Here is a 14,541-nt window from a genome sequence, read left to right on the forward strand (position 1 = left end):
CTACTTCTTCATCAACGCGTGTCGCGGAAGGCTGATCGTGAATATGCATCCGTCGCCTGGAATATCGCGCACGCTCAAAATGCCGTCATTCAGTTCGACGCTGCGGCGTGCTATCGACAGGCCCAGCCCAAGTCCCGATTTATCGGCGCCAAACTGGGTGAACGGCAAAAACATTTGCTCTGCCTTGCCCGGAGGAAGGCCGCCGCCATGATCCTTCACTTCGATGAGAATCTTGTCGGCGATGGCATAGGCGTTCAGTGAGACATCGGTATTGGGTCGAGTAAATTTGAAGGCGTTCTGAATGAGATTGCCGAGCGCCGAATAAAGAAGATCGCGATTGCCGCTGACAGCGAGCCGGGGATCGACTGGCGTCACCACAAAGCCGCAACCGCGTAGCTGTGCGGCCAGATTTGCCGCGTGCTTGGTTTCGTTGATGAAGTCGGAAAGTGAGAACAGCGTCCATTTCGCGCTGTCCCCAGAGGGAATACGGGCGTCTTCGATCGAATGCTCGATCAGCTTTCCCAAACCCGCCAGGCTTCGCTCCAGGACCGCGCCCGTGGCGCCGAACAGCGGCAAATTTCCGGCTTTCGCGGCGGCGAACGCGAGGGTTGCCGTGTGCAAAAAGTTGCGAAGCTCGTGCGCGAAGGACCCCATGCGCTCGCCTTCTTCCAGTGCATGTTGCGTCGCCATCTTGAAATCGCGCTGATAGCTGAACTCGGTGACAGCGTCGGCGATTGCATTATCGAGGCAGCGGTTCAGCGTGCGAAATTCCTCGATCGAAAACGGAGCATCGCGTTCGTGTGCCAGGTCGGTGATGGCCTGACACAGATCTCCGTAATCATGGACGACCTGATCGACCGTGTAACCCAACCGCAGCAATTCGTGTCCGTGCTGGGCCGCCGCCTCTCCAATCTCCGAACGGCCGGAATTACCTCCCGACGAGCCTGACACGATTACGCTGTCTGCCGGGCGGTCTGTCTGCTCGATTCTCAGCGTCTCGATCAGTTGTTCGAGAAAGATCGGGACGCCGTTTTCGAGTTGCAGAACGGATGCGCCACGCGTTGGCCGCTGCGCGACCTTCGTCCTGCATCGAACGATCAGCTCGTCGCGGTTATTTGCCAGAAATGTGTGAAGCATGGCGCCTCCTGCACGGTGGATGCCATTAGATTTCAGGACTCGCCGTTCTTCACCGGTAAGGCGGACTGATGCGCCCGCAAGCGTCGATCAGAAGACATGGATTTGCGGCGCGGCGTTAGGCGAACACGGGCGTTTTCATACGAGAGAAAAAGCCAGGTTTCCGATGGATCGGCATCGGGAAGGGCTTGAATAATCGCAGCAAAAAAGACGCCTATATGGATGTGGCGCTTGGGTCATGCCCAGAGCCGCGCTCCGATCATCCAGGCAAGACCTGTTATTTTCCGATGCAAAAGCGGCTGAAAATCACCCCCAACAAATCGTCCGACGTAAATTCTCCCGTGATCGCGTTGAGATTGTCCTGCGCGAGCCGCAGCTCTTCCGCAAACAGATCGAGCACTTGCGAATGCTGGCCGGCATGTTCGGCGGCGAGAGCGAGGTGATCGCGCGCCTCGCGCAGCGCAATCAAATGCCGTTCACGCGCGAGATACACGCTTTCCGCGCCCGCCTGCCAGCCTGCGATTTTCAACAGTTCGTCGCGAAGCAGCGAAATGCCGTCGCCGGTTTTCGCCGACAGGTTCACTTCGCGCGCGTGACCTTCACCGTCATGCACCGCCGACGGCACGCCCGCGAGATCCGTCTTGTTCATCACGCGCACAACGGGCACGCCCGCCGGAAAGCGCGCCGCGATGGCCCGATCTTCCGGCGTCACGCCCTCGCGCGCGTCAAGCAGATGCAGCACGACGTCGGCGCGCTCGATCTCGCCCCAAGTACGCTCGATGCCGATTCGCTCCACCTCGTCCTGTGTTTCACGCAGTCCGGCCGTGTCGATGATATGCAGCGGTATCCCTTCGACCTGAATCGTCTGCGCGACCTTGTCGCGCGTCGTGCCTGCGATCGGCGTGACGATGGCTAGCTCCGCGCCGGCGAGCGCGTTCAACAGCGACGACTTGCCGACGTTCGGCTGCCCCGCGAGCACCACCGACAAGCCTTCCCGCAAAAGCGCGCCCTGACGCGCATCGGCGAGCACGGTGTCGAGCCGCTGCCGGATGCGTGCGAGTTTGCCGCGCGCATCGGCCGCTTCGAGGAAGTCGATTTCTTCCTCGGGAAAATCCAGCGTCGCTTCGACGAGCATGCGCAGATTGATCACGTCTTCGACGAGCGCATGAATCTCGCGCGAGAACGCGCCTTCCAGCGAACGGCCGGCCGAGCGGGCTGCGGCTTCTGTGCTGGCTTCGATCAGATCGGCGACGGCTTCCGCCTGTGCGAGATCGAGCTTGTCGTTCAGAAAAGCGCGTCGCGTGAATTCGCCGGGCTCGGCGAGCCGCAGGCCGAAATCGCGACTGGCTTCGAGCGCCCGTTGCAGCACCAGTTGCAGCACGATCGGGCCGCCATGGCCCTGCAGTTCCAGCACGTGCTCTCCCGTGTACGAATGCGGAGCCGGGAAATAGAGGGCGATGCCGCGATCGAGCGCTTCGCCATTGCCGTCGATGAACGGAACGTAGCTCGCGTGACGCGGCGCCAGCGCATGGCCGCACAACGCATGCATCGCCTTCTCCGCGGCGGCTTCGCCCGCACGGCCGAACGACAGACGCACGACGCCGATTCCCCCTCGCCCGGGCGCGGTGGCGATTGCGACGATCGGATCGGTGTCGTTGCTCAGCATGTCGGTGGTGCAGTCGGGTGATTTCGGAGTGCGGGCATTGTAGCGCGGGGTGCGAACCAGCCGCCGTGCGCTAGCGCCGGCACAGCGAGAACATTAGCTTCTTTGAGATAGAAAATTACACTTGCACTGAAACAGAAACTTTCCTCCCGCTGGATGGATGAGGCGCGTGGTCACTCGCACTGTGCCAAAAAATATGCTGCCTGATGGCAAACAAATCGCGTGCGTGTTCAAGATAAAAGCGCGCGGATCCGCGCCAAATCTAGCCCGATTGGTTGACTGGTAAGCAGCGATTGCCTCGCACAATCCAGTCCATGCCTACACCACAAGAAAAGGCCGAATTCTCCGAGCGGCTCAAATTCTCGATGACCCGTGCACCCGAAAAGATGCGCGGCGCGACTGATCTCGCATTGCATTTCAACCTGCGCTATCAAGGCGAATCGGTTTCGCCGCAGACGGCGCACAAGTGGCTCACCGGACGCTCGATTCCCACCGTCGACAAGCTGAAGACCCTCGCCGATTGGTTCAAGGTCGATCAGCACTGGCTGCATTACGGGCCGCCGCCGAGCGGCAATCCGCAAGCGACGCCGAAGCCGCTGGCGCGCGACGAGCGGTATCCCGCGTCCGAGGAGACGCTCGAACTGGCGACGAAGATCGAGGCGCTGTCGCCGCATCATCGGTATTTGCTCGAAGAACTCATCGAGCAGTTTTATGGTTCGATGAAGCGGTAAATCCTGTCCCACCAAACAAAAACGCCCGGCAAGCCGGGCGTTTCCGCATTTGCGAGACCAAAGCAGTCGCTTACGCCGGCTTCTTCCTGCTCTTGCCCATCATGCGCGTGATGTAGTACTGCTGCGCGATCGACAGCACGTTGTTCACCACGTAATACAACACGAGGCCAGCCGGGAAGAAGAAGAACATGACCGAGAACGCGATCGGCATGAACATCATCATCTTCGCCTGAACGGGGTCCGGCGGCGTCGGGTTCAGCTTGGTCTGCACGAACATCGAGACGGCCATCAGCACCGGCAGGATGAAGTACGGGTCCTGCTGCGACAGATCGTGAATCCAGAGAATCCACGGCGCGCCGCGCATTTCCACCGACGACAGCAGCACCCAGTACAGCGAGATGAACACCGGAATCTGCACGACGACCGGCAGACAGCCGCCGAACGGATTCACCTTCTCCGTCTTGTAGAGCTCCATCAGCGCGGCGTTCATTTTCTGCGGGTCGCTCTTGAAGCGCTCGCGGAGCTGCTGCATGCGCGGCGTGATTTCCTTCATGCGCGCCATCGACTTGTAGCTCGCCGCCGACAGCGGGAAGAACACGGCCTTGATGAGCAGCGTGAGAAGCACGATCGCCCAGCCCCAGTTGCCGACATAGCTGTGGATCTTTTCGAGCAACCAGAAGAGCGGCTTGGCGATGATCGTCACCATGCCGTAGTCCTTCACGAGTTCCAGACCCGGCGCGATGCCTTCGAGCATGCGCTCTTCTTCCGGACCGGCAAAGAGACGCGCATCGACGTTCACGGTCTGTCCCGGCGCGATCGTCTGCGCGGGCAGCGTCATGCCGACGCGATACAGTTCCGGATCGATCTTCTGCACGTAGATGTCGCGCTTCACGCCTTGCTGCGGAATCCACGCGGACGCGAAGTAGTGCTGCACCATCGCGACCCAGCCGTTATCCGACGAAGGCTCGAACGTCGCCTTGTTCTTGTCGATGTCGGAGAAGTCGATCTTCTGGAAGTGCTTCTGATCCGTGTAGACCGCCGGTCCGATGAACGTATGCGAGAAACGCGGCGTCTCGACCGGCGTGTTGTCGCGCACGAGCTCCATATAGAGCTTCGGCGAGACCGGCGCGGTGCCGACGTTCTCGATCTTCGTATCGACGTTGATCACGTAGCTGCCGCGCGTGAACGTATAGGTCTTGATGACCTTCACGCCGCCCTTCACCGGCGATTCAAGCGCGATCTTCAGCGTCTTTTCGTCGCCCGTCAGCGACGTCTGGCCGGGCACCGGCGTGAAGATGTCGTTGTGGTTCGGGAAGTCGCCGCCGAGGAGGCCCGTACGCGCGAGGTACGTGTGGTTCGCGGTGTGATCGAACAGCGTGATATAGAGGTTCGGCTGCTTGCCGTCGCCTTCCTTCATCAGCGCGAGCTTCGAGAGCGTGCCGCCGCGCGTGTCGATTTCACCGGAGTACACGTCCGTCGTGAACTTGACGAGCTGGGCTTGCGCCGTGGTCGGGGGCGTCGTCGTGCCGGGCGCGGCCGTGCCCGCGGGCGTGTTCGGCAGCTCGGACGGCTGTGCGCCGGATGCGGCCGAGCCCGGTGCCGGGTTGCTGACGGTCTTGGCCGGTTGCGTCGCGCTCGGGAAGAACATCGACGGGCGCCCATGGTCCCGTTGCCAGTTGTCGAACAGCAGGACAACTGACACGAAGAAGATGACCCATAGGACGGTGCGTTTGATATCCATGCGTTGTCTCAGTGTCGATCGGAAAGCGCTTCAGCGCCGTTTAGTGTTGAAAGCTTGTCTTGCCCCGAGTCCGGGCGCGATTCGGACGCGTCGTCAGAGGCGACGTGTCCGCGGGGAGGCGGCACGAGATCGACGCCGCCCGCCGAAAGAGGATGGCAGCGGCACAGCCGTTTCACGGCGAGATACGTGCCATGCGCGGCGCCATGATACTGGATTGCCTCGCGCGCGTAGTCGGAACAGGAAGGATAAAAACGGCACCGGTTGCCGAGCAGCGGGCTCACAGCAACCTTGTAGAAGCGCAACAACGCGATGAGTGCCGTTTGCATAGTCTTCGCGCCGTACACCGAAGCCGCCGTAAAAGGGAGGACTCTGGCGCAACCGCGCTTCATGACCCTGACGGGCCGGATGATTCGTCGACGGCGGGCGCCTCGGGCGGCGCCGCCACGGTTTCGGCCCTGCGGCGCGCGGCTTCGCGCACGGCACGGTCGAACAATGTTTCCAGCTCGCTGCCGATGAGCGCCCTGAGCGGCGGCGAACTCGCGCTCGGCATTGCCTTGCGGTCGATCTTCGCGTGCAGCCGCACGAGGATATCGAATCCGTTCAACTGCGCGCGCCGCAGCCGGAACATGTCGCGCGCAAGCCGTTTGATCAGATTGCGTGTGACGGCGCGCGGCGCCTGCTTTTTGCCGATCACCAGCCCGAGCCGCGCTTCATTCCCGGACGGCTTCCCGTACAGAACGAAGTGCGGCGAACGCCGCCAGGGCCGCAAACGAAAAACGGATGAGAACTCATCCGTTTTCAGCAGCCTTGCGGCCTTGGGGAACGCGGCCTGCGCCGGCAACTGAACGATGTCCTGTCTCAAGACTTCTGTGCGGCGCGTGAGCGGCTCGCCGTCGAGTGCAAGATCCAACCGCGAGCGGGCACTCGGCAGACTTAGATTGCCAGGCGCTTGCGGCCTTTCGCACGGCGAGCGTTGATGACCTTGCGGCCGCCAGCGGTCTTCATGCGAACGCGGAAGCCATGGGTGCGCTTGCGGCGCGTCACGGAAGGTTGGTAAGTACGTTTCATGGTGCTCTCACTTGAGTTGATTGACCGCGCGGGCTTGGCTCCAGTGTGGTCACTGCAAGCGCGATGGCCGGAGGTTCAGGAATTCTGTTTTCGCGGAACCCGCTATTTAAACCGTTTTCCTATTGACCGTCAATAGTTTAGCGCCAGCGAACGCGTAATCCGGCAGTTTTCCGGCCTCCTCGACGTGCTGATTTGACCCTGTGGATAACTCGCGCGCCGCCCTCGTTTGGCGTTAGAATCTCGCCTTACTCCCAAATATCCGCCCGCTGCTTCGGCCCGCCGTTCGCCCGCAAACCCTTGCGGCGTAAGCCTCCGGAGCATGCTTGCTCGGCCGTGCCGGGACTTGTCCGAACGTTCGGCAAGCACGGCCTCGCAGGTGCGGAGCAACCATAACGACCGCACCCGATGAACGATTTCTGGGAACACTGTTCCGCACTGCTTGCGCGCGAACTCACGCCGCAGCAGTACGTCACGTGGATCAAGCCGCTGACCCCGGTCGACTTCGATGCCGACGCGAACACCCTGCGCATCGCCGCTCCCAACCGCTTCAAGCTCGACTGGGTAAAGAGCCAGTTCTCGGGCCGCATCGCCGATGTGGCGCGCGACTTCTTCAGCGCGCCTATCGATGTTCAATTCGTGCTCGATCCCAAAGCGACCGCACGCAACGCGATCGGCGGCGGCCTCACCGCCGCGCCGCGCCCGACCGCGAGCGCGCCCGTCGCGCCGCGCGCGCCGTCGGCGGCCGTGCCGCAGGCGCCGTCCGTCGTTGCGCACGCGAACGCCACCGCGCACATCAACGCGCTCGCAGCCGAAGCGGCGCAGCAGGCCCAAGCCACGCAGGACGACCGGGCCGATCTCGATCTCCCGAGCCTCGACGCCAACGAAGCCGCCGCCGGCCGGCGCACGTGGCGCCCGGGCGGCGCTCCGTCGGCGGGCGGTGAAACCGATTCCGCCTACGAGCGTTCCAAACTCAACCCGGTGCTAACGTTCGACAACTTCGTCACCGGTAAGGCGAACCAGCTCGCTCGCGCGGCCGCCATCCAGGTCGCCGACAATCCCGGCATCTCGTACAACCCGCTCTTCCTGTACGGCGGCGTGGGCCTCGGCAAGACGCACCTGATTCACGCTATCGGCAATCAGTTGCTGATGGACAAGGCGGGCGCACGCATCCGCTATATCCACGCGGAGCAGTATGTATCGGATGTGGTGAAGGCGTATCAGCGCAAGGCGTTCGACGACTTCAAGCGCTACTACCATTCGCTCGATTTGCTGCTCATCGACGATATTCAGTTTTTCTCCGGCAAGTCGCGCACGCAGGAAGAGTTTTTCTACGCGTTCGAGGCGCTCGTCGCGAACAAGGCGCAGGTCATCATCACGAGCGATACGTATCCGAAGGAAATTTCCGGAATCGACGATCGCCTGATCTCGCGCTTCGACTCCGGCTTGACGGTCGCAATCGAGCCGCCCGAGCTGGAAATGCGCGTCGCGATTCTGATGAGGAAGGCGCAGTCCGAAGGCGTGAGTCTTTCGGAGGACGTTGCGTTTTTCGTCGCGAAACATCTGCGCTCGAACGTGCGCGAGCTCGAAGGCGCGTTGCGCAAGATTCTCGCGTACTCGAAGTTTCATGGCCGCGACATCACGATCGAGCTGACCAAGGAAGCGCTCAAAGACCTGTTGACGGTGCAGAACCGGCAGATCTCGGTGGAGAACATCCAGAAGACGGTGGCCGACTTCTACAACATCAAGGTCGCCGACATGTACTCGAAAAAGCGGCCGGCGAACATTGCGCGCCCGCGCCAGATCGCGATGTATCTGGCGAAGGAGCTGACGCAGAAGAGCCTGCCCGAGATCGGCGAACTGTTCGGCGGACGCGACCACACGACCGTGCTGCACGCGGTGCGCAAGATCGCGGCCGAGCGCGGCACCGATGCCCAGTTGAACCACGAACTGCACGTGCTCGAACAGACGCTCAAGGGCTAAGGAGCCGGCGGACGCTTTGCTGCGAACGCACGCGTCATTTATTGCGTTCGAGCGCCTGTTTTTTGATGAAAACGCCCCCATTTTTAGGGGGCGGTTCCGTTTTGAGGCACAATATAGGTTTAGCCGTCCGTGGCCTGGGCGGCTTTCGAGCGCAGTTTTCGCGAGTGACCGGCGGGGGGCCGGCAACGCGTGTTACGAGGTTGTCCGTTGGGCAAATCTGGTGGCGAAATCCGCGGACAGGCCGTCACATCAACGAAGGAACTCTATGCAACTGGTCAAGACCGAACGAGATAATCTTCTAAGGCCGCTGCAAACCGTGAGCGGAATCGTAGAACGCCGCCATACGTTGCCGATCCTCGCGAATTTGCTCATTACCAAGAACGGCGCCGATGTGTCGTTCCTCTCGACCGACCTCGAACTCCAGATCACGACGCGCGCCGATTTCGGCGTCGGCAGCGACCAGGTTGCCACCACCGTCGCCGCGCGCAAGCTGCTCGACATTCTGCGCGCGATGCCTTCGGGCGAAGTGGTGCTCGATCTCTCAGACAAGCGCCTCACGGTGCGTTCCGGCAAAAGCCGCTTCGCATTGCAGACGCTCGCCGCCGACGAATTTCCTACCGTCAACCAGGCTACTGACTTCGGCGCGAGCCTTTCGGTTCCCCAGAAGACTTTCCGCCAGTTGCTCGGCATGGTCTATTTCGCGATGGCCCAGCAGGACATCCGCTACTACCTGAACGGCATGCTGCTCGTGGTGGATGGCGACCAGCTGATGGCGGTCGCGACCGACGGCCACCGTCTCGCGTTTTCGTCGATGAAGATCGAAGGCTCGTTCGCGCGCCAGGAAGTGATCATTCCGCGCAAGACGATTCTCGAGCTCCAGCGCCTGCTCGAAGACATCGACGATCCCTTGAAGATCGACATCGCCGCGACGCAGGTGAAGTTCAGCTTCGGCCAGGTGGAACTCGTGTCGAAGTTGGTCGAGGGCAAGTTCCCCGACTTCCAGCGCGTGATTCCGAAGTCGCACAAGAACACGTTCGAAATCGGCCGCGAAGAATTACAGCGTTCGCTGCAGCGCGCGGCCATTCTGACTTCCGACAAGTTCAAGGGTGTGCGTTGCCTGGTCGAGCCGGGCCAGCTCAAGATCATGTCGACCAACGCCGACCAGGAAGAGGCGCAGGAAGAACTGGAGATCGCATATCAGGGCGACACCGTCGATATCGGATTCAACGTCACGTATCTGCTCGATGTGCTCGCGAATCTGAAGATCGACACGCTCAAAGTGAGCCTCGGCGATGCCAATTCCAGCGCGCTCATCACGATTCCCGAAAACGAGGAATTCAAGTACGTGGTGATGCCGATGCGTATCTGACGCACGCAATACCGAGAACACTCCAAGGGGCGGCGCGCCCCTTTGGCGTTTTTAAGGTGATTTGAAAAGTTCGAGCAGTAACCCAGGCAGTGACGCAGAACCGGAAAATTTCCATGACTGAAAACACAAATTCGCAGCCCGACAACAAGCCTGACAACAGCTACGGTGCATCGTCCATTCAGATCCTCGAAGGTCTGGAGGCGGTGCGCAAGCGCCCGGGCATGTACATCGGCGATACGTCGGATGGCACCGGTTTGCATCACCTCGTTTTCGAAGTGCTGGACAACTCCATCGACGAAGCGCTCGCCGGCTATTGCGACGACATTCACGTCGTCATTCACGCGGACAACTCCATTTCCGTGACCGACAACGGCCGCGGCGTGCCGACCGGACTGAAGCGCGACGACAAGCACGATCCGAAGCGCAGCGCCGCCGAAATCGTGATGACCGAGCTGCATGCGGGCGGCAAGTTCGACCAGAACAGCTACAAGGTGTCGGGCGGCCTGCACGGCGTGGGCGTGTCGTGCGTGAATGCGCTGTCGGAATGGCTGCGCCTCACGGTGCGCCGCGACGGCAAGAAGCACTTCATGGAATTCGCGCGCGGCGTGGTGCAGAACCGCGAGATCGTCGAAGAGGACGGCGTGCAGTATTCGCCGATGCCTGTCGTCGGCGATACGGAAAATCGCGGCACCGAAGTGCACTTCCTCGCAGACGCGACGATTTTCGGCAATGTCGAATTTCACTACGACATTCTCGCGAAGCGCATGCGCGAACTCTCGTTCCTGAACAACGGCGTGCGTATCCGTTTGACGGATCAGCGCACCGGCAAGGAAGACGATTTCGCATTCGCGGGCGGCGTGAAGGGTTTCGTCGAGTACATCAACAAGGCGAAGCAGGTGCTGCATCCGACCGTGTTCCACGCGGTTGGCGAGCGCGAGAACGTGACCGTCGAAGTGGCGATGCAGTGGAACGACAGCTTCAACGAGAGCGTGCTGTGCTTCACGAACAACATTCCGCAGCGCGACGGCGGCACGCATTTGACCGGACTGCGCGCGGCGATGACGCGTGTCATCAACAAGTACATCGTCGATAACGATATCGCGAAGAAGGCGAAGGTCGAAACGACCGGCGACGATATGCGCGAGGGTCTCTCGTGCGTGCTGTCGGTGAAGGTGCCGGAGCCGAAGTTCAGCTCGCAGACGAAGGACAAGCTGGTGTCGTCGGAAGTGCGCGCGCCGGTCGAGGAAGTCGTTGCGAAGGCGCTCGAGGACTATCTGCAGGAAACGCCGAGCGACGCGAAGATCATCACGGGCAAGATCGTCGATGCGGCGCGTGCTCGCGATGCGGCGCGCAAGGCGCGTGAGATGACGCGTCGAAAGGGCGTGCTCGACGGCATCGGTTTGCCGGGCAAGCTCGCGGATTGCCAGGAGAAGGATCCGGCGAAGTCGGAGATTTATATCGTAGAGGGCGACTCGGCGGGCGGGTCGGCCAAGCAAGGGCGTGACCGTAAGTTCCAGGCCATTTTGCCGTTGCGCGGGAAGGTGCTGAACGTCGAGAAGGCACGCTTCGACAAGCTAATTTCGTCCGAGCAGATCGTCACGCTGGTGACGGCGCTCGGGTGCGGCATCGGCAAGGACGATTACAACCTCGACAAGCTGCGCTATCACCGCATCATCATCATGACCGACGCGGATGTCGACGGCGCACACATCCGCACGCTGCTGCTGACGTTCTTCTATCGGCAGATGCCGGAGATCGTCGAGCGCGGGTTCATCTATATCGCGCAGCCGCCGCTTTACAAGATCAAGGCAGGCAAGGACGAGCGGTATATGAAGGACGCGCACGAGCTCAATCAGCATATGTTGAAGCTGGCGCTCCAGGGATCCGAACTCGTTCCGAGCGAGGGCGCCGATCCCATTTCCGGCGATGCCTTGGGTGAGCTCGCGCGTGCGTATTTGCTCGCGCAGGCTGTCGTCGATCGTTTGAGCCGGATTTACGACGCTGCTGCGCTGGAAGCGGTGATGGATGGCGTCGTCATCGATCTTTCGTCGCAGGAAGCGGCGGAAGCGTCGGCGAAGCGTCTGGAAGAGCGGCTGCGTGCCGATCCGCTGAAGCCTGAAGTGAGCGTCGAGCCCGCGTACGATCAAGTGCGCGAGTTGCGTTCGCTGCATGTGAAGCGGCGTCATCACGGCAACGTGAAGGTTACGGTGCTCGACGAAGACCTTCAGCTGACGGCGGATTACAAGCAGCTCGTGTCGACGGCGGACACGTTCAAGGGATTGATCGGCGAGGGCGCACTGATCAAGCGCGGTGAACGGTCGATGGCCGTGACCGATTTCAAGACCGCGATGAAGTGGCTGATCGCCGATGCGGAACGCAATGTCAGCAAGCAGCGATATAAGGGCTTGGGTGAGATGAATCCCGAGCAGCTCTGGGAAACGACGATGGATCCGAACGTGCGGCGTTTGTTGCGCGTGCAGATCGAGGACGCGATTGCTGCCGACGGCATCTTCACTACGCTCATGGGCGATGACGTGGAGCCGCGGAGAGCGTTTATCGAGAGCAATGCGCTGCGGGCGGGCAATATCGATGTTTGAGGCGGTGTGTAGATAGCCTCATAACCTGAGAAAAGCGGACGCATAAACTGAGAAATTTATGGATTTCGCTTTTCAATAGCCATTGATATTTGGTGGCATAGATGGCTCAGAACAGAGTCCGCTGGGTCTGTAAGTCGAGATACTTACAGGCCATTTTCTCTATAGGGGTGACATTTATTGCGGGTGAGGCCGTTATTCGGCAAGCGCCTTCAACAACGCGTCCCGTCCGTCCTGATAAAACTCAACGTCCAACTTGGTTGCCATCTCGTCCGACAGGTCAAACAATTGGCGCCGGCACGATACTGGTAAGAGCAACGACTTAGCACCTTTCTCCACGGCTATCTCCGCTAGGATAACTGCGTTGTGGATGGGTTCGACGGTGCCGCCCAAGGTCACTTCGCCCACCACTACCAGACCACCGCGAACCGACTTCTTCAACAGTGCGCTAGCCAGCGCGATGAGTGCGGCCACGCTGGTCTTGGCCCCGGACTTGGCGGCATCGAACCCTCGTAGCTGCACAGAAAATTCGTGCGACCGCGGGTCTCGGTCCCCCACCAGTTGCTGCGCCCTCGCATAGAGATTCTGCTCGGCGCAGCGAATTGATTCCTTGAAGGCACCGGGCACCGGATTATTAAGCACCCTCACGCCGCTGCCCGGTCCCTCAGTGGCTTCTAGCCGAAACAGCCCTGGGTGCTCGTCCTGTCCGCCGGGACTGAGTGTCCAAATCTGCCCGCACTCCAGCGGCTCATCGCCAATGCCGCCCTGACTTTGAAGTTCGGGCGTGCTCACAAACTTTTCGACACCTTCCGCGCCCATGGTGTAGCTGAAATGCGTGTTGCGGAACTCGGCCGCGCCAATGCGCTTCTGCTGCTCCTTCACGCGGCGTCGCACCTCCAGGGCCAGTCGTACCGCCCACTCCAGGTCTTCATCACTCACCGGCGTTTCAGCGTTCGGGTAGAGCAGCTTGAGCAGACCGCTGACAGTCTTGTTGACGCCATTCAGGTCGCGGCCGGATAAGGCGCCCCCCCAATAGACTCGACCCTGCAGCGTCGAGACACGGCTCTGGTTGCGTAACTGGGTGAAACACTCGGAGAGGAAGTCACTCACCAAGCCGAAGTGTTCGGTGAACAGGCTCGGGTTCAGCTTGGGCACGTCCCAGCCTGGCAGGAAGCAGTGAATGCGGTCCATAAAGGCCGTGTCGTCGCGCATCTCCGGGGGCAGCGGGCCAAAAAGGTGGCCGATACGTTGCTGGTGCTCGACGTCCACATCGAAGTTACCCACCAGCACAATGGAGCCGTCGGCACGGATGCTTTCCTTGCCGCGAGAGAACTCACCGCTCTCCATGTAGCCCTTCATGATGTTCACGCCGTCCTTCTGGTCGAAGGAAACGCCAGACACCTCGTCGAAGCAAACCACGTCGTACTGGCACACCAGGCCACGCTGCCCGTTGGCGTTGTTGACGAACATGCGCGCCACGGTAGCCTTGCCACCGGAAATCAGGTGCGCGTAGGGCGAGACCTGCTGGAACAGGTGCGACTTGCCGGTGCCACGCGGACCCAACTCAACGAGGTTGTAGTTGCGCTCGACGAAAGGCACCATGCGGAGCAGCAGCGCATCCTTCGCGCGCTCGGGCAAAGTCTCCGGCTCAAAGCCCACGCTGCGAAGCAGCAGGTCGCGCCACTCGGGGGTCGAAAAGCTCTCGCGTCCCTTGGCCAGCACGTCCAGCACCTCGCGCTTGGACAGCTGGATGGCACGCAGCGCGTCGACGCCAAAGGGCCTGCCGCCTTTCTCCTGCGCAATCGACGCGTCGTAGCCAAGTGTGACCTCGGCGTAAAAGCCGCCAGTCAACATGCGTTCGTTGTCCTTGACCATCTCTGGCGTCAACCGGACATCCGTGAGGCGCAAGCTCGGAAGTGTGGCGATGTAGGAGTCGGTCTTCGCATCCAGGCGCGCAGTAATTATGTCGATGATTTTCACGGAACCCGACTCACGGGCCCGTGCCTTGAACAGCTCCTCTTCGCCTGCCTTGACCGTGCGGGAGGCCAACTGACGCTGGACAATGTCGAGGCCCTCCTGAATTTCGGCCTCGTCTGTTGTCGCGCAGTAGCGGCCCAGCAAAAACTCGACAACATAGGTTGGCACAGGAAACTGGCGACTAAACGTGCGCACAAGGTCCTTCCGCACTACATAACCCTCGAAGGCCGTCGTAGCTTTTTTGTCCAAGTCATCGAGTTGCATCTTTTCTACCTATCCTTGTG

11 protein-coding genes are annotated in these 14,541 nt (G+C 60.9%); 4 read left to right on the top strand and 7 right to left on the bottom strand.

Annotation, left to right across the window (positions count from 1 at the left end):
- Both NCS28_RS14160 and mnmE read right to left on the bottom strand, forming a co-directional pair.
- Entirely contained in the window at window positions 1-1,137 is a 1,137-nt protein-coding gene (locus tag NCS28_RS14160) for a sensor histidine kinase (protein ID WP_250514384.1), read from the bottom strand.
- A 274-nt stretch (window positions 1,138-1,411) separates the two neighbouring features.
- Window positions 1,412-2,800: a tRNA uridine-5-carboxymethylaminomethyl(34) synthesis GTPase MnmE gene (gene mnmE / locus NCS28_RS14165; RefSeq protein ID WP_250514385.1), complete on the bottom strand. Its 1,389-nt coding sequence runs from the start codon at window positions 2,798-2,800 to the stop codon at window positions 1,412-1,414.
- Between the two features lie 311 nt (window positions 2,801-3,111).
- Here mnmE and NCS28_RS14170 point away from each other — a divergent pair, with 311 nt between their 5' ends.
- On the top strand, window positions 3,112-3,528 hold the full coding sequence (locus NCS28_RS14170; RefSeq protein WP_250514386.1) for a transcriptional regulator: 417 nt from the start codon (window positions 3,112-3,114) through the stop codon (window positions 3,526-3,528).
- Between the two features lie 70 nt (window positions 3,529-3,598).
- On the opposite strand, the gene yidC is transcribed toward NCS28_RS14170, so the two are convergent.
- From yidC to rpmH, 4 genes are read right to left on the bottom strand one after another with little or no spacing between them, the layout of a single operon-like run.
- Window positions 3,599-5,269: a membrane protein insertase YidC gene (gene yidC / locus NCS28_RS14175; protein ID WP_250514387.1), complete on the bottom strand. Its 1,671-nt coding sequence runs from the start codon at window positions 5,267-5,269 to the stop codon at window positions 3,599-3,601.
- An 8-nt stretch (window positions 5,270-5,277) separates the two neighbouring features.
- Window positions 5,278-5,595: a membrane protein insertion efficiency factor YidD gene (gene yidD, locus NCS28_RS14180; RefSeq protein WP_250514432.1), complete on the bottom strand. Its 318-nt coding sequence runs from the start codon at window positions 5,593-5,595 to the stop codon at window positions 5,278-5,280.
- Window positions 5,596-5,654: 59 nt separating this feature from the next.
- On the bottom strand, window positions 5,655-6,179 hold the full coding sequence (rnpA, locus tag NCS28_RS14185) for a ribonuclease P protein component (RefSeq protein ID WP_502801188.1): 525 nt from the start codon (window positions 6,177-6,179) through the stop codon (window positions 5,655-5,657).
- Between the two features lie 23 nt (window positions 6,180-6,202).
- Window positions 6,203-6,337: a 50S ribosomal protein L34 gene (gene rpmH, locus NCS28_RS14190; RefSeq protein ID WP_004198824.1), complete on the bottom strand. Its 135-nt coding sequence runs from the start codon at window positions 6,335-6,337 to the stop codon at window positions 6,203-6,205.
- A 405-nt stretch (window positions 6,338-6,742) separates the two neighbouring features.
- Here rpmH and dnaA point away from each other — a divergent pair, with 405 nt between their 5' ends.
- The 3 genes from dnaA (at window position 6,743) to gyrB (ending at window position 12,283) form a co-directional block, all read left to right on the top strand.
- Window positions 6,743-8,317 (top strand): chromosomal replication initiator protein DnaA, encoded by a 1,575-nt coding sequence (gene dnaA / locus NCS28_RS14195; RefSeq protein WP_250514388.1) that lies wholly within the window; start codon window positions 6,743-6,745, stop codon window positions 8,315-8,317.
- A gap of 265 nt (window positions 8,318-8,582) precedes the next feature.
- Window positions 8,583-9,686: a DNA polymerase III subunit beta gene (gene dnaN, locus NCS28_RS14200; protein WP_250514389.1), complete on the top strand. Its 1,104-nt coding sequence runs from the start codon at window positions 8,583-8,585 to the stop codon at window positions 9,684-9,686.
- A 113-nt stretch (window positions 9,687-9,799) separates the two neighbouring features.
- A complete protein-coding gene (gyrB, locus tag NCS28_RS14205; RefSeq protein WP_250514390.1) occupies window positions 9,800-12,283 on the top strand; it encodes a DNA topoisomerase (ATP-hydrolyzing) subunit B in 2,484 nt (827 codons plus the stop codon).
- Window positions 12,284-12,475: 192 nt separating this feature from the next.
- Here gyrB and brxL read toward each other — a convergent pair whose 3' ends face one another.
- Entirely contained in the window at window positions 12,476-14,521 is a 2,046-nt protein-coding gene (gene brxL / locus NCS28_RS14210) for a protease Lon-related BREX system protein BrxL (RefSeq protein WP_250514391.1), read from the bottom strand.
- Window positions 14,522-14,541 lie beyond the last annotated feature (20 nt).

The sequence above is a fragment of the Caballeronia sp. INDeC2 genome (assembly GCF_023631325.1).
Classification (GTDB): Bacteria; Pseudomonadota; Gammaproteobacteria; order Burkholderiales; family Burkholderiaceae; genus Caballeronia.